At 38.9% G+C, this 21363-nt stretch carries 21 protein-coding genes and 2 pseudogenes; 22 read left to right on the forward strand and 1 reads right to left on the reverse strand.

What is annotated here, in order from left to right; genetic code table 11:
- Positions 1–542: 542 nt before the first annotated feature.
- On the reverse strand, positions 543–1157 hold the full coding sequence (locus AC1DCY_RS17915; RefSeq protein ID WP_477352334.1) for a TetR/AcrR family transcriptional regulator: 615 nt from the start codon (positions 1155–1157) through the stop codon (positions 543–545).
- Positions 1158–1382: 225 nt separating this feature from the next.
- Here AC1DCY_RS17915 and AC1DCY_RS17920 point away from each other — a divergent pair, with 225 nt between their 5' ends.
- The 22 genes and pseudogenes from AC1DCY_RS17920 (at position 1383) to AC1DCY_RS18025 (ending at position 21356) form a co-directional block, all read left to right on the forward strand.
- Positions 1383–2276: an NAD(P)-dependent oxidoreductase gene (locus AC1DCY_RS17920; protein WP_477352336.1), complete on the forward strand. Its 894-nt coding sequence runs from the start codon at positions 1383–1385 to the stop codon at positions 2274–2276.
- Positions 2277–2291: 15 nt separating this feature from the next.
- Positions 2292–3812 (forward strand): CoA-acylating methylmalonate-semialdehyde dehydrogenase, encoded by a 1521-nt coding sequence (locus AC1DCY_RS17925; RefSeq protein ID WP_477352338.1) that lies wholly within the window; start codon positions 2292–2294, stop codon positions 3810–3812.
- A 65-nt stretch (positions 3813–3877) separates the two neighbouring features.
- Positions 3878–5194 carry a GntP family permease gene (locus AC1DCY_RS17930; protein ID WP_477352340.1) on the forward strand — a complete coding sequence of 439 codons (1317 nt, stop codon included), beginning with the start codon at positions 3878–3880 and terminating at the stop codon, positions 5192–5194.
- 11 nt (positions 5195–5205) lie between these two features.
- Complete coding sequence (locus tag AC1DCY_RS17935; protein ID WP_477352342.1) at positions 5206–5967, forward strand: 3-hydroxybutyrate dehydrogenase; 762 nt, start codon at positions 5206–5208, stop codon at positions 5965–5967.
- A 16-nt stretch (positions 5968–5983) separates the two neighbouring features.
- A complete protein-coding gene (locus tag AC1DCY_RS17940; protein WP_477352344.1) occupies positions 5984–7048 on the forward strand; it encodes an iron-containing alcohol dehydrogenase in 1065 nt (354 codons plus the stop codon).
- 562 nt (positions 7049–7610) lie between these two features.
- Positions 7611–7739 (forward strand): annotated as a pseudogene (locus tag AC1DCY_RS17945) (helix-turn-helix domain-containing protein); the annotation flags it as partial.
- Positions 7740–7878: 139 nt separating this feature from the next.
- Complete coding sequence (locus AC1DCY_RS17950) at positions 7879–8136, forward strand: zinc ribbon domain-containing protein (RefSeq protein WP_477352420.1); 258 nt, start codon at positions 7879–7881, stop codon at positions 8134–8136.
- A 206-nt stretch (positions 8137–8342) separates the two neighbouring features.
- A pseudogene (locus tag AC1DCY_RS17955) lies at positions 8343–8489 on the forward strand (alcohol dehydrogenase); the annotation flags it as partial.
- A 140-nt stretch (positions 8490–8629) separates the two neighbouring features.
- Positions 8630–9082, forward strand: a complete 453-nt coding sequence (locus AC1DCY_RS17960) for an HIT family protein (RefSeq protein ID WP_477352346.1) — start codon at positions 8630–8632, stop codon at positions 9080–9082.
- Positions 9075–9899, forward strand: a complete 825-nt coding sequence (locus tag AC1DCY_RS17965; RefSeq protein ID WP_477352348.1) for a PP2C family serine/threonine-protein phosphatase — start codon at positions 9075–9077, stop codon at positions 9897–9899. Before AC1DCY_RS17960 ends, AC1DCY_RS17965 begins: the two co-directional genes overlap by 8 nt.
- A gap of 91 nt (positions 9900–9990) precedes the next feature.
- The gene (locus AC1DCY_RS17970; protein ID WP_477352350.1) at positions 9991–10326 is read left to right on the forward strand and encodes a hypothetical protein; all 336 of its coding nucleotides are present in this window, start codon (positions 9991–9993) and stop codon (positions 10324–10326) included.
- A 104-nt stretch (positions 10327–10430) separates the two neighbouring features.
- Entirely contained in the window at positions 10431–11198 is a 768-nt protein-coding gene (gene fadH / locus AC1DCY_RS17975) for a 2,4-dienoyl-CoA reductase (protein ID WP_477352352.1), read from the forward strand.
- A gap of 234 nt (positions 11199–11432) precedes the next feature.
- Complete coding sequence (locus AC1DCY_RS17980; protein ID WP_477352354.1) at positions 11433–11672, forward strand: short-chain dehydrogenase; 240 nt, start codon at positions 11433–11435, stop codon at positions 11670–11672.
- A gap of 249 nt (positions 11673–11921) precedes the next feature.
- A complete protein-coding gene (cbpB, locus tag AC1DCY_RS17985; protein WP_477352356.1) occupies positions 11922–12362 on the forward strand; it encodes a cyclic-di-AMP-binding protein CbpB in 441 nt (146 codons plus the stop codon).
- A 68-nt stretch (positions 12363–12430) separates the two neighbouring features.
- On the forward strand, positions 12431–13318 hold the full coding sequence (locus AC1DCY_RS17990; RefSeq protein ID WP_477352422.1) for a LysR family transcriptional regulator: 888 nt from the start codon (positions 12431–12433) through the stop codon (positions 13316–13318).
- A 182-nt stretch (positions 13319–13500) separates the two neighbouring features.
- Positions 13501–13740: a hypothetical protein gene (locus AC1DCY_RS17995; RefSeq protein ID WP_477352358.1), complete on the forward strand. Its 240-nt coding sequence runs from the start codon at positions 13501–13503 to the stop codon at positions 13738–13740.
- Between the two features lie 123 nt (positions 13741–13863).
- Positions 13864–16260 carry a DUF7408 domain-containing protein gene (locus tag AC1DCY_RS18000; RefSeq protein WP_477352360.1) on the forward strand — a complete coding sequence of 799 codons (2397 nt, stop codon included), beginning with the start codon at positions 13864–13866 and terminating at the stop codon, positions 16258–16260.
- Entirely contained in the window at positions 16260–17195 is a 936-nt protein-coding gene (locus AC1DCY_RS18005; protein ID WP_477352362.1) for an ABC transporter ATP-binding protein, read from the forward strand. The genes AC1DCY_RS18000 and AC1DCY_RS18005 overlap by 1 nt, the downstream gene beginning before the upstream one ends.
- Complete coding sequence (locus AC1DCY_RS18010) at positions 17192–18037, forward strand: ABC transporter permease (protein WP_477352364.1); 846 nt, start codon at positions 17192–17194, stop codon at positions 18035–18037. Before AC1DCY_RS18005 ends, AC1DCY_RS18010 begins: the two co-directional genes overlap by 4 nt.
- Positions 18038–18049: 12 nt before the next feature.
- Positions 18050–19477: a hypothetical protein gene (locus tag AC1DCY_RS18015; protein WP_477352366.1), complete on the forward strand. Its 1428-nt coding sequence runs from the start codon at positions 18050–18052 to the stop codon at positions 19475–19477.
- Between the two features lie 11 nt (positions 19478–19488).
- Positions 19489–20484: an AAA family ATPase gene (locus AC1DCY_RS18020; protein WP_477352368.1), complete on the forward strand. Its 996-nt coding sequence runs from the start codon at positions 19489–19491 to the stop codon at positions 20482–20484.
- Positions 20481–21356 carry a DUF58 domain-containing protein gene (locus AC1DCY_RS18025; protein WP_477352370.1) on the forward strand — a complete coding sequence of 292 codons (876 nt, stop codon included), beginning with the start codon at positions 20481–20483 and terminating at the stop codon, positions 21354–21356. The genes AC1DCY_RS18020 and AC1DCY_RS18025 overlap by 4 nt, the downstream gene beginning before the upstream one ends.
- Positions 21357–21363 lie beyond the last annotated feature (7 nt).

The raw sequence follows: 21363 nt of genomic DNA on the forward strand, positions 1-21363 counted from the left end.
AAAAGTGATGAAACGGAATGCATATGGCTTTCGACGCTTCGATCACTTTCGAGCAAAAATCTTATTAAATTTAAAGTATAAAGATATCGGGGTTCATCTGGGTTAACGTGCTAAAAGATCACATCACCCCAACATTTGACTTAGAACCATAAAAACAATCAAGTAGCACTTCATCATGAAATGGATGAAGTGCTACTTTTTTTAGAGTTTGGGGAAGGGGGGTATCTAAGCGAAATGCAGGTACAACCGATCAAAAAAAGGCATAACCGATCACTTCTCTGGGCAAGCCGATCAAAAAAGGGCTTTACCTGATCACATCTCCGGGCAAGCCGATCAAAAAAGGAATATACCTGATCACTTCTCCGGGCAAGCCGATCAAAAAAGGACTTCACCTGATCACATCTCTGGTCAACCCGATCAAATAGTGGCTTTACCCGAGCGGTTCTCCCGTCAACCCGAACGAACGGAGATACAACCGGATCGGAAAAGGACAACAACTGATCACATGCTGTTTCCACCTGAGCAAATCCATCTAAAATGAGCTATTTATTTTCTACTTTCAATCCATCTAACACAATAGCTGTAAATTGCGCCATTTCTGCAGCTAAATTGAAATCTTCATTGTGGATTAACCAATCATAGACATTTGCACGCATACAACGTTGAATAACTGCTTGAATTTGATTAACCTCTATATCGTGACGAAACTCCCCAAGTTGAATACCTTCTTCGATATAACTGTTCATAATTTGGAAAATCATTCTTTGTGGATTTATTAAATAATGATCTTGTTCCACTTGATTTGTCATCGCAGCAGTATACACAGTTCGTAACAAATCTTTTCCAACAACATTTGTTAAATACTTCATTTGTTCTTGATACAGCAATAAAATTTTTTCACTTGCAGGCAATGTACGATCAATATTTTTTTCCACAGAGCCATAAAAACTATCTAGCTCTTTAAATTTTTCTAAAATAACATCGTACTTGGATGGGAAATGTGTGTAAAATGTTCCTTTTGATACATTACAGGCTTTAGTAATTTGCTCAACAGATACATGCTCGAATCCATGTTTATTAAATAAATCTAATGATGTTTTGAGTAATTTTTCTCGTGTTTCTAATGCCTTTTTTTGACGGCTAGTCAATGAATTCATATTGGACAATCCCTTCAAGTTAAAGTATTTTAACATATTTTTTACGGAAAATATTCTGAAAATATAAAATGTTTTGATTGACGTAATGGATTTGATTTGATTATCATTTAATTGACCGTAGTCAATGACTTTGGTCAATTAATAAATCACGTTATTAATGTTACGATAAATGAGTAGGGTTTGGCTAGTGTTCATTGGATTTTCAAGGAACGGGGGAGGTCAATAATGACGGAGAAATTAGGTTTTATCGGCTTAGGCAATATGGGGTTACCGATGTCAGTAAATTTATTAAAGGCTGGCTATAAGGTATATGGCTTTGATACAAATTCACAAGCAATGGAGCAATTTAAAAAAGAAGGTGGAGTTGGGCTTGCAACAGCAAAGGAAGTTGCTGAGCAAAGCGATATTATTATGACGAGCTTGCCGACACCACAAGTAGTGGAACAAGTATATAGATCTGAACAGGGTATAATGCATCATGCTAAGAAAGGAAGTTTATTAATAGACTTTAGTACAGTAAATCCCGAATTGAATGATTCCTTACATAAGGAAGCACAATCATTGGGATTACGATATCTTGGGGCACCTGTTAGTGGAGGTGTTGTAGGTGCTATTAATGCAACACTTACGATAATGGTTGGTGGTGAAGAGGATGATTATCAAAGTGGTTCCGGAATATTCCGAATAGTAGGAAAAAATATTTATCATCTTGGTACGTCTTCAAGTGTAGGTACACGTATAAAATTACTCAATAATTTAATGATTGGATTTTATACAGAGGCAGTCGCTGAAACAATCGTGCTTGGTGAAAAGATGGGTATCCATGCAGATACATTGTTTGAAGTGTTAAGTAATAGTTACGGTCAAAGCCGTATTTATGAACGTAATTTTTTAGAATACATGAAAAACGACAACTATCAGCCAGGTTTTTCTACAAATCTATTATTAAAAGATTTGCAGCTAGCGAAAAATATGGCAGAAGAAGCAGGGGTACCACTTCGAATCGGGAATAAATTAGTGGATCTTTATAGTGATATTTCTCAGCAAGGCTATGGAGAAAATGATATGTCTGCTGCTTATTTAAGTTTAAAAGAAACATGTAAAATTGAACAATTTTAAAGGAGGACTAGAAATATGACAACAGCACAAGAGATTAAAACTTTAACGCACTTTATTGGTGGGGAACTAATAGAAGGAAAAAGCGGACGTTTCGGTTCGGTATTTAACCCAACGACTGGTGAGGTTATTGCCAAGGTTCCACTTGCAACTGCAGAAGAAACTCGAGGGGCAATCGATAAGGCACAGGCAGCTTTTCCACAATGGAGAGATACATCAGTAGCTAAACGTGCTGAGATTGTCTTAAAGTTCCGTAATCTTATTACTGAAAATATGGAGGAGCTTTTACAAATTATTTGTACAGAAAGTGGTAAAACAATTGAGGATGCGAAAGGTGAAATTACACGTGGTTTGGAGTCTGTTGACTTAGCTATCGGTGCACCTCATTTAATGAAGGGGGAGTATTCAGTCAATGTGGGCGGTCAAATTAACGCCTACTCTGCAAAATATCCATTAGGTGTTGTAGCGGCTATATCACCATTTAACTTCCCAATCATGGTGCCTTTAGCGCAAACAAGTATGGCAGTTGCTGTAGGTAATGCTGTTATTTTAAAAGCTTCCGAACGTGTTCCAATGACTGCCTTATATGTTAGTGAGCTTTGGAAAAAGGCTGGGTTACCAGATGGCATTTGGACGGTAGTAAATGGAGATAAAGATGCAGTTAATGAACTATTAGAGAACCCGAGTGTGCAAGCAATTTCATTTGTAGGATCGACACCAGTTGCGAAATATATTTATGAAACGGGCGCGAAATACGGTAAACGTGTCACAGCACTTGGTGGAGGAAAAAATAATATGGTTGTTATGCCTGATGCAGATCTTGATCAGGTAGCAAATGCATTTATCGGCGCAGCTTATGGAGCAGCTTCTCAACGTTGTATGGCTATTTCTACTATTATGCCTGTAGGGAAGGATACAGCAGATCGTCTTCTTGAAATCTTAAAGGAAAAAATCACTAATTTGAAGGTAGGTTCATATACGAATCCAGAGACAGATTTTGGCCCTGTCATTTCACAGCAATCGAAGGAAGCGATTATTGCTGCGATCAGTCGAGGAGAGTCTGAAGGCGCAACAGTTGTTTGTGATGGTCGTGAACTTGATATTGTCAAAGAGTCAAAAGGATTCTTTGTAGGTCCAACATTGCTAGATAACGTAAAACCGGGCATGGAAATTTATGAACAAGAAGTATTTGGTCCAGCACGAAATGTTGTACGTGTGGATTCATTGGACGAAGCCATCCAACTTATTAATAAGCATGAGCTTGGAAATGGGGTAACAATCTTTACGAATGACGGTTTAGCAGCTCGTAAATTTACTACAGAAATCGATGTTGGTATGGTTGGTGTAAATGTCCCAATTCCAATCCCAGTAGGCTACCATAACTTTGCTGGATTTAAAGGTTCTCGTTTTGGAGAAGGGCACATGTTTGGTCCCGATCAAGCACGCTTCTTCACAAAAACAAAAACAATATCAGAGCGTTGGATGACAGGTCAAGCATCCACAGCATCTACGTTTGCATTCCCAAGCAATAACGACTAGTTCAAAAAGAAGAGCTGTATTCTCTTACAGCTCTTTTTTTCTAAAAGAATAAGAGGAGGATGGAGATGTTAGAATACATTGGGCTTTTTGGTAGTCTAGCTTTACTTGTGTATTTAACAATGAAGGGCGTAAATTTACTGATTTCAGCACCATTGACTGCATTGATAGCGGCCGTAACGAATGGTCTAGCATTTTTTCCACAAACAGCTGATGAGAATCAAGCTAACTTCTTAACAAGTTATATGGATGGGTTCACTGGATTCGTAGGTTCATGGTATTTAATGTTCATGGCAGGAGCAATTTTCGGAAAGGTGATGGAAGATACTGGGGCTGCTGATAGTGTTTCTAAATGGATTGTAGAAAAAATTGGAGTGAAATATGCAGCCTATGCAGTAGTAGCTGCAGCAGCAGTACTAACGTATGGTGGTGTCTCAGTGTTTATCGTAGCCTTTTCTGTATATCCAATGGCTATCAGTTTATTCAAGCAAGCTAATTTTCCTCGTCGCTTTATTCCTGCTGCACTTGGTTTAGGTTCTGTAACCTTTACGATGACCTCAGCAGGTTCACCGGAAATTCAAAACTGGATTCCTATTCCATACCTTGGTACAACGCCATACGCCGGATGGGAAGTGAGTATAATTGTTGCAATTTTTATGGCTATTTGTGGCTCCCTGTGGCTAAATTGGATGATCAAACGTGCAGTAAAAAACGGAGAGATATTTATTGAACGCTCTACTGATCCAGTTGTTGATGAATCTCGAAAGCTTCCAAGTCCAATTTTAAGTATTGTACCACTAGTAGTAGTTTTAGGTATTTCCTTTATGTTCCACAAATCTCTAGGAACTTCAGCCTTAATTGTGGCATTAACGAGCGGATGTATTATGGCTTATCTAGTGAGCTATAAATATTCAAAGTCTGTCGGTGCGACACTAGCAGCTGGTGCTATGGGTGCCGTTGTAGCTATCGCAAATACGGCAGCTGTAGTTGGTTTCGGAGGTGTGGTAAAAGCTACACCATCATTTTTGGCAACTGTTGACGTTATGACTAATATTCCTGGAAGTCCGTTAATTGGCGGTGCGTTAGCCATCGCTGTAATAGCAGGTTTAACAGGCTCGGCTTCGGGTGGTCAAACAATTGCACTGCCTTTACTTGCTCCACACTATATTGACATTGGAGTTGATACGGAGGCATTGCACCGTACAATTGCTATTGCATCAGGTTCTCTCGATTCATTGCCACATGGTGGTTATGTAGTAACAACCATCAATTCGGTATGCAATGAAAAGCATAAAGATGCTTATATGCCATTTGGTGCTTTAACCGTCATTATACCGATTATAGGTACATTAATTGCCATCATATTATTCTCACTAGGAATGTAGGGGGATTTGACGTGAAAGGAAAAACAGTTTTTATTACAGGAGCAGCCCGTGGTATCGGGTTATCCATGGCGCTAGCGTTTGCTGAGCAGGGAGCGAATGTCGTTATAACAGATATGAATGAACAGCTTTTAGCGGAGGCAATTCAACAAAATCCGCAATTAACTGCATACACATGTGATGTTACGAATGAACAGGCAATATGTGATGCGATTGACTTTACTATTAAAAAGTTTAAGACAATAGATATTTTAATTAACAACGCAGGGTTTCAGCATGTTTCTCTTATAGAGGATTTCGCGACAGAAATCTTCGAATCCATGCAAAAAGTGATGCTTGTTGCACCTTTTATAGCAATGAAATATGTCTTACCACATATGAAGAAAAATAAGTTTGGGCGCATTATTAATATGGCATCTATTAATGGCGTTATTGGGTTTGCAGGTAAAGCTGGCTACAATGCCGCCAAACATGGGCTAGTTGGTTTAACGAAAGTGGCGGCACTAGAGGTTGCAACTGAAGGGATAACCGTGAATGCGATTTGTCCAGGGTATGTCGATACAGAATTAGTGCGTAATCAGTTTACGGATTTGGCAAGGACAAGGGGAATTCAAGTAGAGGAAGTGCTCGAGCAGGTGCTTTATCCACTCGTTCCTCAAAAACGCTTACTAGATGTATCAGAAATTACAGGACTTGCGCTTTATTTAGCTAGTGATATGGCAAAGGGGTTAACAGGTCAAGCAATTCTTTTGGATGGCGGCTATACAGCACAATAGCTTAGGAGGGGAAAATATGATTCAAACTAAAACAATCAATACGGTTCATTCGCCAGGAACGATCGTTTATGGACAAGATTCTTTTCAAGAAGTAGGTGAATATGCAAAAAAATTGGGGACTAAGGCTCTTATCATTAGTGATCCGATAATGGATAGCTTAGGCTTTGTTAATCAATGTAGTACTTTATTAAGAGCTAGTGGTTTGGAAGCGGTATCATATTTAGGCGTAACAACGGAACCAGTAGATACGTATGTAGCAGAGGGGCTTCATATTTTACAATCTGAAGGCTGCGATATCATTATTTCCGTCGGTGGAGGGAGCTGTATCGATACAGGAAAAGCAATCGCAGTAGTTGCAACGAATGGTGGCTATATTGGTGATTATATGAAAATGGCAAAAATAGCTGAGCAAACACCAATCCCACATATTGCGATACCGACAACAGCTGGGACTGGTTCAGAAGCAACGGATGCAACAGTCATTACGAATACGAAAAATGACGTGAAAATGATGATTAAGCAACCTGCATTTATGCCAAACATAGCAATCGTAGATCCGATTTTAACGGTTACATCTCCGCCCTCCATCACTGCGGCGACGGGTATCGATGCATTAAGTCATGCCATCGAAAGTTATTTATCTCGTTTAGCACATCCTTACTCGAATGTACTTGCACTATCAGCCATGGAGTTAATCGTTAATAATATTTTAAAAGTTTATGAGCAAGGTAATGATATTGAAGCTCGGGAAGCAATGTCGCTAGGTTCTATGCAAGCAGGTCTTTCATTCTCAAATGCTTCTGTCGCTTTAGTACATGGCATGTCTCGTCCAATTGGAGCGTTATTCCATGTGCCACATGGTATTTCAAATGCCATGCTTTTGCCAGCAGTATTAGAATTTTCAAAGGATGCTTGTGTCGATCGGTTGGCGGATTTAGGTGAATTTTTCAATAAAGATAATGAGCTGTTATCTCAAGAGGAGCTTGCTGATTTAGCTATTGTTTCGATTAAAGAAATGTGCAAGAAGATGGATATAGGGAATTTAAAACAATGGGTAACTAAACTGTTACAACAAATTTAGACAAACCTATACAAACCTGTATAGAAGCATAAATTTATAACAGAATACCCTTCGTATCAAGCGATTGGTGCGAACTCCACGTTAATTGCTTTTAACTCCTAAAGCCTTGTGACCAACGCGGAGCTGGAAACGGCAGACGTAACGGTGCGAAAGCAGAAAAAATAACAAGGATGGCATAAGCTGAAAAAAATTACTCAGTGTCCGTAAAGGATCATCGTGACAACGGAAAACGGTAGCGCTAAGTGCTTTGGCAATGGATGTTTAGCAGCGAAACTCCTAAATCTCTAGTGAGACAAGGAAGACGTTCAACGACTATCTCCTTGAGGGAGAGTAAAACCGCAAGCGAATGGCGGAAGAAAAATGTGGCTCTTATTTAGAAGATAAGATGAAGATATAGTCTGCGCTTATGTGAAAGCATAAGAGGTCTACTCGTGAGGGAAAGACTGCATGAAGGGTTGCGCCTTCGTGTGAACAAGAAAAATATATACAAATATAAAAAATGTTAACAACCTCTCTAAATAGGGTAATGTGATTTTATCATAGTGAAAGAGAGGTGGTACGCATGGAATTAATGTCCATTGGGAAATTTGCTAAACGTGTTGGTGTAAAAGTTGTAACGCTAAGAAGAATGGAAACAAAGGGCGAGTTTAAGCCTATTCATGTATCTTCAAGTGGTACGAGATATTACTCAAAAACCAAACACTGAAATCCGTAATTTATATAAGCGACTTAACGACATCCGAACAAATCATTTACATCAATGTTCTAATGAGATTGTGAAAACCAAGCCATCTCGTATTGTAATGGAACATTTACATGTAAAAGGTATGATGAAAAATAAACATCTGGCGAAGGCGGTAGCCGGGCAAAAGCTATATGAATTCAAACGGCAAATTCAATGCAAATGCAAAAATATGGAATTGGATTTGTTGATGCGACAGATGGTTTCAATCATCAAAACTTGTTCTTGTTGTGGACAAATCAAATCCGATATGAAACTGAAAGACAGATTATGTATCTGCTCTTGTGGATTAAAGTTGGATAGAGATGTGAGCGCAAGCATTAACTTAGCAAATTATCCGATCTAAGGAATTTAACTGACACTAAGCCTTAGATGTGTACGCAACGATACTGCGGAATTTAAGCCTTTGGAGAGTCATACTAAATGGCAGTAGCTTCGGTGAAACCAGACTCAGAGAATAAGGAAGACACAAATACGAAAGTCGGAAGATATAAGTTGTGTCACAGTAGAGATGTCTACATTTTTTAAGAAATGTATATGTTTTTCGTATCGGGAATTGATGAACAAGCCTTTTACGAAGCTATTCCAAAAATGGCAGCTGATGCAATTGCCAGCGGTAGCCCTGGAAATAATCCTAAGGTTCCAACACGGGAAGAGCTAATGGAGCTTTATAGAATTGCTTATCATTATGAGTTTTAGGAATTCGAAAAGAAACTAATAAAAATAGAGATACAAATTATTGTAATTTGTATCTCTATTTTTATTAGTTTGGGAAAATATTCTAATTCATTAATAGTTGTGTTATAATTTTGAAAATTTAAACAAAGGAGTGGATGTTAATGGAAGAATGTTTTATTTGCAATAAACACACAGGCAACATTCAAACTTCAGGGGTCATGATTTATGAAGACGAATATGTTTATGTTGGGCATATAGACAGGAATGGAGCACCCAACTATTTAGGTCATATAATGATAGATTTAAAAAGACATGTCCCTACTCTCGGAGATATGACTCTAGAAGAGGCACAAGTATTTGGTGTTATTATGGCTAGAGTCAGTAAGGCAATAATGGAGTGTGAAAAGGCAGAACATATCTATGCATTAGTTTCCGGAAACTCAGTGCCACATTTGCACATGCATTTAGTTCCTCGATATCCTAATACCCCTAAACAGTATTGGGGACCAAATGATGTGTATGATTGGGAAGATGCCCCAATGGGTGACAATAGCGAAGTTGTTAAACTTTGTACACGTATTAGGGCTTATCTGGAGAAAAATGCAGATGAGTAAATCTATAGAAGATTTTAGTTGGATAGGTAGCCAAGACAACTTTATAGATCATCCAAATGTTCATCAAATTAACCATGTTATTGTTGGGCGATATGGTGGTAACTCCAATGCAGGACAATATAAAAACGAAGATGGTTGTTTAGTATGGCTCGATGAAAAGCAAGATTGGGAATTTTCCGTATTACTGGATGCCCACAATACATCTGAGAGTGCTCAAATAATTATCGAGCAATTTTTTTATTATAAAGATGAAATTAAACATTTATTATCATTACCAACAAACCATCAAACCTTTAAAAAGCTTGAAGAGAAGATTTTAACGATATTTCAATCTGAAGAGTTCTTGTCTATTTGCAGGAATATTACTGGAGAAACTGCGTGCTTAATTGTCTTAAGAAAAGATAAATATATATGGTGGTTTTCAGTTGGAGACTGTGTCCTTTTTTTATTTCATCAAGAATTGGCAGCATTAGGTCAATTTCAATTAAATCAAAGGCAATTTTACGAATGGATAGGACAAGTCAATACTTTTGAACAGGACGTCCCTTGCTACAGTGTTGGAATTAAAGAATTAAGAAAAGGAGAAAATCGCCTTTTTTTAACCACAGATGGCTTACTAGAATGTCCCCATGAACCATACTCTAACCCAATAAACATTTATAATTCCTTCCTTAACTCTAAGGATCAAGAGAGCATTTGGGCAATGTTAAAGAATATCAAAAAAAATGGCGTCAGAGATAGCACCACCATAATTTTTTTGAAAGTTAATATTACAAAGGAAGCCACTAGAGCAAGTAATCAAGAAGCAAGTTCTTAACACCCGCGCGTCAGGGAAATACCCGCGGGAGAGAAGCTGATATCCGCGCGCAGCATGGAAATACTCGCGAAAGAGAAGTGAATACTCGCGCGTGCCATGGAAATACCCGCGGAAGAGAAGCAGATCCTCGCGCGCCCCATGGAAATACTCGCGGAAGAGAAGCGAATACTCGCGCGCGTCATGGAAATACCCGCGAAAGAGAAGCGAATACTCGCGCGTACCAAGGAAATACTCGCGGAAGAGAAGCGAATCCTCGCGCGTACCATGGAAATACTCGCGGAAGAGAAGCGAAAACTCGCGCACCTCATGGAAATACTCGCGGAAAAGAAGCGAATACTTGCGCGCCCCATGGAAATACCCGCGGAAGAGAAGCGAATCCCGCGTGCGCCCCAGTAAAATACGCCTGCAACGTAAGAATCCCTACTAGCAGGACTACTTCCTATCGTTTTGTAGAATTAATATGACATATACGAGAAAATATAGTAATATTTTATATGAATCATCATTCATTTTTGCGAAGGGGGAAATCGTATGTTGCAGGGGAAAACAATTATTATTACTGGTGGATCAAGTGGAATGGGGCTTTATATGGCGAAGCAATTCGTTGCGGAAGGGGCAAATGTTGTAATTACAGGCCGTAACGAGGAACGATTAGCGGAGGCGAAGGCCTTTATTTTAGAGGCTGGAAAAACGATTGAAACATTCCAAATGGATGTTCGAGTGCCAGAGCATGCAGAGGCAATGCTAGCATTTGCTGTTGAAAAGTTTGGACAAGTTGATGGGCTTGTGAATAATGCGGCTGGTAATTTTATTGTGCGTGCAGAGGATTTATCACCAAACGGTTGGAAGGCTGTTGTTGATATTGTTTTAAATGGGACATTCTTTTGTTCTTCGATAGTCGGTAAGTACTGGATTCAAAATAATATTAAGGGATCTATTCTTAATATGGTTGCAACTTACGCATGGAATGCAGGTGCAGGTGTTATTCATTCTGCAGCGGCTAAAGCAGGTGTATTGTCATTGACTCGTACGCTAGCTGTTGAATGGGGAAAACAATATGGCATTCGAGTAAATGCGATTGCTCCTGGTCCAATTGAGCGTACAGGTGGTGCAGGGAAGCTCTGGGAGTCTGAGGCTGCAGCTGCCCGTACATTGGACTCTGTTCCGTTAGGCCGTACAGGTACTCCTGAAGAAATTGCAGATTTAGCTACATTTATAATGTCTAATAAAGCGAGTTATATGAACGGTGAATGTGTGACACTTGATGGCGGGCAATGGCTTAATCAGTATCCATTCTAACTTCTTTCAGCATTTTTTTTCTGTAGCGAAAGCAAAGCGTCAGCTACAATGATTTTATGTAACGTAAGTGAAACGACAGTTACAATTTTTTTCTGAAGCGACAGCGGCAAATGTTCTCTGCGCGAAAGCGAAGCGGCAGCTACAATTATGCCGAAGCATAATTGATAACAAAAATCTTTGCATAATGGAGAGCCGTGTTGACGCATACTAAGGGTAAAGAAAGGAGTTTTGCCTGTGGGTATATGGTTAATACCGGCTCTTATTGCTATTACGATTATTTCTGTCATTTCGCTTGTATCAACGCTGAAAATTGCCAAAATGACGTCCCAACGGAAATCGGAAAATGATACGCCGATTTCAGAAACCGTTGAAGAGTATGCGACTATGCTCAACCCAGTTGTTTGGGTATATATCATTTTTTTACTTTTTTTAGGGGTAATGATTTTTTATTACTGGAGTAAGGCAGGATATTAAGTAAATAATATCTTCATTCAGTACATATTTTATAAATATGGCTGAATGAAGATATTTCTCCATTGCCCTCAAATAAAACCCTCGTATAGTGCACTTTCGATACTTAGTTTTGTTCAAAATGCTAAAATAATTCGTTACTTATAAAAAACTCTTCTCGGCCTTGTCGTGGTCATAAAAGGAATAGTTATGATATGATAAAAGGGAAGCATCCTGTTCTGCAAAGCGAGGACAGAAAAGGAGAAGAAGTTCATGATTTCAACTAACAGCAAAGATTTATTAGCAATGCCAATTAGTGATTTTATTATTTCATCTGAAAAGGTTGCGCATGTACAAAATGGCAATAGTGCGGAACATGCACTCCTAGTACTTACACGTACAGGGTATTCATCGATACCTGTTTTAGATTTGAAATATCGACTTCAAGGTTTACTAAGTATGAAAATGATTACTGAATCCATTCTTGGACTAGAACATATTGAATATGAAAAGCTACCTGATATTAAAGTGGATACAATAATGGAGAAAGATATTGCTGTATTAAAGTTGACGGATACTTTTCAGCGAGCTCTCGACTTAGTTATTAATCACGCCTTTTTATGTGTTGTGGACGAAGAAGGAACATTTGCGGGAATTTTAACGAGACGTGTTATATTAAAGCAATTGAAAAAATATATTTATCAAAAAGAGTAGTAGTTTAAGAGGGAGCTCAGATGAAAATCATGAGGCCCTCTTTGCTTGTATCGGAGGTTTACTGGTTGATGGCAACAGAGGCTGAAATTTTAAAAGTACTAGCAGAGGAACGTAATATGCGTAAAGCAGCAGAGCGTTTATTTTTATCTCAACCAGCACTTTCTCAACGGCTGCAAACTATTGAAAAGGACTGGGGTGCGCAGTTATTTATTCGTTCGCAAAAAGGACTTACGGCGACACCTGCTGGAGAGCTTATTATTGCCTATGCAACTGAAATGCTCAGCAAAAAAGAAGAGATTTTTGAAACAATCCAATCATTAACGACGAAAGTAAACGGGACATTGAAAATCGCCTGTGCATCGATTGTCGGCCAAAACTGGCTTCCGATAATATTAAAGGATTTTGTATCGAAATATCCTGAGGCAAAAATCTCTCTTATGACTGGCTGGAGCTCTGAAATTGTAAAAGCGCTTTATGAGGGTGAGGCTCATATAGGGATTGTGCGTGGGCAGGTTGATTGGAAAGGGGAAAAAATTCACCTTTTTCGTGACACCCTTTATTTAGTAGATAAAGAACTAAAAACTATAGAAGATGTCCTGACGACAGACCGACCTTTTATTCAATTTAAAAGTGATTCCAATTACTATCAGGAAATTCAACAATGGTGGCAGCAGCATTTCGCTTCAAATCCAAGAAAGCAAATTTTAGTTGATCAGATTGAAATTTGTAAGCAAATGGCATTGAACGGCATTGGTTATGCTATTTTACCTTCAATCACTTTAAGTGACAATGATGGCATTAATAAAATAGCATTAACGAATAATGAAAAAGAATTTGGTATAACGCGTGATACTTGGTTAATTGGCTATGAATCTTCATTTGAGTTACGACAAGTAGAGGCTTTTGTAGAGGTAGTGCAAGACCATGCGCGATGCTTGTTTGATTATACGAAATAAAAATAATATCAAGGCAGTCTCAAGTGATTCATTTGAGACTGCCTTTTTTAACTCTCCTTAATAGCCTGATTGGTGAAAGACAATCAAGATTCCAACTGATTAAAGTTGCACTTAATGAGCAATTTTTAGTCTATAGACAAAAGTTAAGACTCTATTTATTAAAACATGAGCCCTGCATATAGTTGATTGGAGTGGAGACTGGGCGACTCCTTGGGGATCAGCGAATAGAGGAACGAAGGCTAAAACCATCACATCCTGTGATAAACGCCTTCGTGACCAACCTCGTGTTGGCCCGAGACCCTGGAGCGAGCAGCGCGAGTGAAGCGGCTCATCGGACGCCCCCAGGAAGCTTTGCTCTGTGCGAAAGCGAAGCGACAGCAACAAAGCGCCCAGTCGGAACGGAAATCAACCATACACTTTGATGATTAGTTAATTCTTAAGAGTTTATGAATATTCATGAAGATGTCGTAAGAAATGGAACAAAATGCAATTTTAAACGTATAATTATATTTAGCCAGCAATTTACACAAAAAGGGGTTGAGTTTTTGAAAAAAACGAATATTACGGCATTCATACTGCTTTTCATGCTTGTTATCAGCCTTATTTTACCTATGGAGAAGGCAAGTGCAGCAGCTACATTGGATGTCCAAGCTAAGGTAGGGATAGCAGGTAAAGCTAAATACCAATCAGCTGTGCCACTTCAAGTAACAGTAAAAAATAATGGTGCAGATTTTTCAGGGGATATGGTCATCAATACTTCCGTGTCCTATCAAGCTACATCAGCACAAGTGCTTCCGATAGATATAGCGGCGGGAGAAGAAAAAACATTTGATATTTATCTAGAAGGTATCGATAACTATAACTCGAATGCAGATTCTTTCGCGTTTTTTGAAGGAGGCATAGAAAAAGGAAAAAAGGTTGCTTATAAAGGAACAAAGCAGCTACAAGCTAATTTTTTAGATCCTTCATCGGTATTTATTTATACATTAACAGATAAAAGTGATCGTTTATCAGCATTTTTAAGGCTATCCCAATTAGCTCCTCAAAATAATGTTGAAGTTTTCAATTTAAAGCAAATCAAGGATTATAAACTGCCAGAGGATACACAAGGATTTGCAATGGCGAATGTTATCGTCATCGATGAAATTGCTATTGCTGATTTATCGCAAAAGCAACAAGAGTCCTTACTAAATTGGGTACAGAATGGTGGAACATTAATAGTAGGAGCTGCTGATCAAGTAAATGCAACAGCAGGTATTTTCAAGGATTATTTACCATTAGCATTATCGGAGCAAATGACATCCGTTTCTGCAGATAGCCTATCAAAATTATCAGGCGGAGGAACTTTTACACAACCAATTTCTATTTATGGGGCAACTGAAAAGCAAGGAAGTACTCCTGTATTAACAGATAACAATAAGATTTTAGCGGCTAAGAAAAATGTAGGCAGTGGAGAAATTATTCAAACAGCCTTTTCTTTAGGAGATCAACCACTTGCATCTATGGAGGGCTACCCCGCACTAGTGGCAAAATTGATAAATATTCAAAAAATGTCACAACAAGGGATGATGGTAAATGGACAGTCACCAGTGGATCAGATTTCATATGACCTGCGTAACATAAATGAACTATTCCCTTCGTTTGAAGTATCTGTTAGCTATATGCTAATAGTTATTATTTTATATATTTTAATTATCGGACCTATTTTATATTTCATTTTAAAGAAAATAGACAAACGTGAGCATGCATGGTGGATCATTCCTGCGATATCAATTGTGTTATCTATTGCTCTATTTATTTTTGGTGCAAAAGATCGAATTGGGCAACCACAAATTCAACAATCTGCATTTTATAAAATAAATGAAGATAGTAGTGTAAATGGTTATTATGTAGAGTCCATTTTAACGAATCGTAGTGGTGATTTTGTTGTTAATGCAGATAAGAATACAAGTGCAATCGCGCTGCGAAATTCTAATAATTTCGCAGGGGTAAGGGAGGATTTACACGAAATATCCTATATTAAGGAAAATGCCAATGGTTCAACGCTAACACTACGTGATTTAAACTATTGGTCTGTGCAATCGTTTGCAGGGAAGTCAGCGGCACAAAATATTGGGAAGATGGATATCGATATTACGTTAAATAATGAAAAGCTAACTGGGACAATTAAGAACAATTTCCCGTTTACCCTAAAGGACGTTACTTTAATCTCTGGTATTAAAGAAGTTAAACTTGGCGACATCGAAGCGAACGGTACACTTAAAGTCGACACAGAGCTAAAAGCAACGGTTCTTCAAAAACCATCTGATTTTACTAATTACAATTTTAATAATTATCCAGCGAAGAAGGAGGACGTGAATCCTTCACGTATCGAGCGTATGAAATCTATGGCATTACCGCTTGTAGAAAGTGATAAAAAACCTGTCATTACAGCATGGGCAGATCAAGCAATTGCTGGGGTTGAGCTAGAAACAAGTGCCAGTATGTCTCCGATTTCCTATTTTGTTCAGCCTTTTGATGGCAAAGTAGAGCTATCAGGTCCATTTACGATGAAACGTAACAACTTTACGTATTCAGTAAACCAGCTATCTCCTAATTCGTATGCTGAAAAAATGGATGAACAGTTAAATAATTGGCGCTTGTCTGATGGTTCCTATGAAGTATCCATCGCGATGCCAGATAAGTTTATGATGGATTCAGTGCAAACATTAAATGAATTGACAGTTTCAAATAAGGATATTGATCGCATGCAGCTATCGATTTGGAATAACGAAACGAAAAATTATGAGCCATTGGTAGATGCGAAACAGGTGTTTACAGATAACATAAAAAAATACTTCAATGATCATGATGAATTGCTGATTGAGATTAAATTCGGACCAGATCAAACAGGTGAGGAAACAAAATTACCAGATGTAGAGCTGAAGGGAGTGGCGAAATAATGATTGAAATTCGTGATTTAACGAAAAGATACGGCTCCTTTACAGCACTAGATCATTTGAATCTATCTTTGGAGGAAGGGGTTGTCTTTGGTTTTGTAGGTGCCAACGGGGCAGGTAAATCGACTACATTCTCGATTTTAGCAACCTTGCTATCTCCAACTTCAGGTGATGCCATTATTAATGGGAAAAGCGTTATTAAGGAACCAAAGGAAGTTCGAAAACAAATTGGTTATATGCCAGATTTCTTTGGTGTCTATGATCAACTAAAAGTAGACGAATACTTAGACTTTTATGGTGCCAGTTACGGCATTGGGGCAGCTGAAAGAAAAGTACTTATTCCACAGCTGCTAGAGCTCGTGAATTTAACGAATAAACGTCATGAATATGTTGATTTACTGTCACGTGGGATGAAGCAACGTCTATGTTTGGCACGTGCACTTATCCACGATCCTAAAGTATTAATTTTGGATGAACCTGCTTCAGGCTTGGATCCGCGTGCTCGGGTAGAAATGCGAGATATTTTACGGAATTTAAAATCTATGGGAAAAACGATTTTAATCTCATCACATATTTTGCCTGAGCTTGCAGAAATGTGTGATGAAATCGGTGTGATTGATAATGGCAAGCTTATCGCTCATGGCAATGTAGCTTCCATTCAAGCACAACTACAGGGGGAGAAGCGTATCGTAGTAAAAGTAACGGATCGTTTAAACGAGGTACGTGCGTTTTTGGAGGAGGATCCACTGATCTCTTCTATAGATGTAATGGATAATCGCTTAGAGATAGCCTTTAATTACCGGGGAACAGATGACGATCAGGTAGCACTATTGAAAAAGGCGATACTTGCGAATTTACCTATTTATGCATTAAGCGAAGAGGAAAAAGATTTAGAGGATGTCTTTATGGCTATTACGAAGGGAGCGGACAATCAATGATGGAACGATTTTATAATCCGGTATTCGTAAAAGAATTGAAGTTACGCTTCCGTTCTTTTAAAAGCTTTTCAGGGTTAATGTTTTATTTAGCGGTTATTTGTATTTTTATCGTAGGATTTTTGCTTATAACAACTGGATTCACAGGCAAGGGTTTCTTTAGACCAGAAATAAGCTTTATGATGTTTGCGGTCTTAACAATATTACAAATGGCTCTTATTCTTTTCATTACACCTAGCTTAACTGCTGGTGCAATTAGTAGTGAAAGGGAAAAGCAAACATTAAATATTTTACTAACAACGACACAAAGTTCTACTCAAATCATCATTGGGAAATTATTATCCTCGGTAGCATTTTTAGTATTAATGCTTATCGCAGGGTTACCATTGTACAGTTTAGTATTTTTATTTGGTGGCGTATCACCGTCTCAATTAATCTCGATATTTTTATTTTATTTATTAACAGTTGTAGCCATTGGTAGTATTGGTGTTATGTTTTCAACCATTACAAAGCGAACAATTGTTGCGATGATTTCTACGTACGGTTCGATCATCTTTTTAGGTGGTATTACAGCGTTTTTCTTCTTCTTATCAATTGCCTTCAATCAAATGGGGAATGCCGTAGGAACTAGTACTTCTTATATGGCTTACTTCTGGGCTTCTATTAACCCAGGTGCATTAATGCTTACGCTTACTTCATCATCTATGGGCGATGCTTTAGAGCAAGTTTCGGGAGTGGAATTACCTGTATGGATTAGTTATTTAATAGCTTATTCATTGATCATTGTTGTTTGTTTAACAATTGCGATTAAAAAATTACGTGCCAATATGAAAAGTAATCGATAAGGAGGGAATCTTATGGAGCGTCGTAAGCAATTACGAAAATATATTCAACGTGCAAAGACGAGTTTAACAGTAGAAAGAAGCATTCCTATTGCACAGTACGGCTTGTTTTTGGCATTGCTTTCGAGTGCTGCCCTCTTCCTCATTTCAAGGCTCTTTGTTTGGCCGTATTATCGCCAAACAGCTCTTGCTATCTTTATCGTTGTCATACTAGCAACAGTACTGTTTATGTGGTGGAAGCGTATAAAAGAAAAGGAAGCATTGCATACACTGGATGATTATTTTTCTCACAATGAGCTTGTGACAGCCTTATCGTTCGAGGACGATAAAGACCCACTCGTTCAATCTCTACTAACGAAAGCGATCGAGAACGTTGAAAAGGCATTTGCTGATTTTAAGGCTCGAAAGAAAAATTTGTTTCGTCCAAAAGCATTGATTGGCTTATTTGGAACAGCTGTCGTACTGGCCATTCTTTATATGTTCCCAGCAGCTTCACAAATTGAAGCAATTGAGGTCGAAAAAGAAAAAGCTGTCATTGAAGACGTAAAGAAGGAAGTTGCTCAATTAGAGAAAAAAGCAGAAACAAAAGAAGTGAAAGAGCAATTAAAAGAATTGCAAAATACGTTGAAAAAGACAGAAACGGCTGAAGAGGCATTACGCGAAGTTGTGAAAAAGCAAAAGGAGCTTGCTTTAAAGGAGCAACAATTAAAGGCAAAGCAAACGGCTAGTAAGGAGGGCGCTTCTGACGACAAAGGCTTATCGAAAGAAGAAGTGGAGCAATTGAAGGAGCTCGCCCAAATGCAGCAGGAGTTAACGCAAAATGCAAATGCTACTCAGACAGCTATGAGCAAGCTTGGGAAACCTGCAAGCAATACTCTACAAAATGCAATTGCGAGTGCCAATAGTGCCAATAACAATCAGCAAAACAATCCTAATACCAATCCGTCAGCGAATTCACAGCAAAGTAATCAACAAAGTCAAACAGGCCAACAAGGCCAAACTAATTCTCAAAATGGATCCCAACAGGCTAGTGGTAAAGGTCAGCAACAAGGATCGAATCAAAGTAATCAACAAGGTCAGGGACAAGGTAATGGTCAAGGACAAGGAAACGGACAAGGGCAGGGTCAAGGACAAGGTCAGGGAAATGGCAATAGTTCAGGTCAAGGTGCAGGCACAGGACAGGGCGGTCGCGATTTATTAACGACACCGAATAGAATTGGTGGCTCTAGTCAGACTTCAGTTGATGGTGGAGCATTAGGAGATGGATCACATGTATCAGAGCAACAAGGAAATGGCCCGATTACTAAAGGTTCTATTCGCCCATATGAGGAAGTTATAGGCTCCTATAAAGATAGCTATTTAGAAAGCTCAGAGCGTTTACAATTACCGAAGGATTTACAAAATGTCGTGCAATCTTATTTCACGTCAATTGAGTCTCAGTAGGAGGAAAAGGAATGGCATTTACAGAGCAACAATATGTTGAAATGAGTTCGAAATTACAACAAGTAAAGGAAGAAATTCATCGCTTTATCGTCGGACAAGAGGAAGCCATTGATTATACATTATACGCAGTCCTTGCTGATGGGCATGCATTATTAGAGGGCCTACCGGGTTTAGGGAAAACGATGTTAATCCGTACAATTTCTGAAGTATTAGATTTATCATTTTCGCGAATTCAATTTACACCAGATTTAATGCCAGCGGATATTACAGGAACAAGTATGATTGAACGCACAGCTGATGGCAAGCAACAGTTTACGTTCCAGCCAGGTCCGATTTTTAGCCAAATGGTATTAGCGGATGAGATTAACCGAGCAACACCAAAAACACAAAGTGCACTGCTTGAAGCAATGGGTGAAAAAACTGTAACAATCTTGGGAGATACAAAGAAGATGGCAAGACCATTCTTCGTGTTAGCAACACAAAACCCGATTGAGATGGAAGGAACGTACCCTTTACCAGAAGCACAAATGGACCGTTTCCTATGTAAAATTCTTGTGCCGTATCCTGAGAAAAGTGAGCTAATGGAAATTATGAAGCGTACAACAGGCGCTAAGGAAATTGATTTACAAAAGATCATGGATACAGAAGCACTAATTGAAGCGCAGCAAATGGTCAAGGAAGTACTAGTTGCTGATGAAATGCTCGAATTTGCGACGGACCTTGTGGTGGCTACACATCCTGAGAGAGTGGATGCCATTGATGAGGTCAAGCAATATGCCATGTATGGTAGCGGCCCTCGAGGTTTGCAAAGCTTAATCAAATTAGCGAAGGCAAGGGCGCTTATGAATGGACGTTTCCACATTTCTGTAGCAGATATTAAATCTGTAGCTAAGCCGGTATTACGCCATCGTATGCTGTTGAATTATGAAGGGGAGGCTTCAGGTAAAACAACAGACGATGTGATTGATGTCATTTTAGAAAAAGTACAGCAAGGTGTTAGCAGGTGACACAAAAATTATTATTGCCCGAGGATTGGTTAGCGAAAATCAGTCGCTTCCAAGTGGCAACGGCCTCCAAATTACGTGGGCAGCACAAGGGCTCGCACCGTTCGCAACGCTTCGGGGCATCGCTCGATTTTTCGGATTTTCGTGAATATCATTTAGGTGATGATGTACGTCAGGTAGATTGGAACGTCTTTGCGAGAACTGATAAATACTTCATTAAACGTTTTTTAGATGAACAAGAAATGCGCGTGCACATTTTGTTAGATACAACTAAATCGATGGGCGATCAAGCAAAATGGACTTTTGCCCGGCAAATTGTTGCCTCACTTGGCCTAATGGTGCTAGGTCGCGATGATCGCTTATCATTTTCTTTTCTACAGGATGAGGTCAAGCCACCGTTTCGTCGTAAAGGTGCCATGTATCGTCGCGCCTTTTTACAGGTAGTCACAGAGATTGAGCAAGCAACTTATACAAATAGTTTCGCACAGGGAGCTTTAAGAGCATTGCCTAAGGATAGTACAGTACTATTTATTGTGACGGACGGACTTGAGCCAATCGAAGAATGGGAGCAACTTTTAAAAAGGCTACCACGCTTTGCAGGGGATGTACGTATTTTGCAAATAGTTACGCAAGAAGAATTAGCACCAGAATATACGGGTGATGTGCGCTTACTTGATCGTGAAACGGGCAGAGATGTAAATGTCACGATGTCTTCTAAAGTTCTGGACACATATAGGGCAAGACGTTTATTACATGAAGAGGAATTTGAAGCAATTTGTCGGCGCTTCGGTGTTCGACAATTACAGCTTAAAGTAGAGGATGGATTACAGCATGCCATCTTCCAACAATTATTAAAAGCACATTGGATTAGGTGAGGTGAGC

The organism is Lysinibacillus sp. 10T31 (assembly GCF_056394365.1).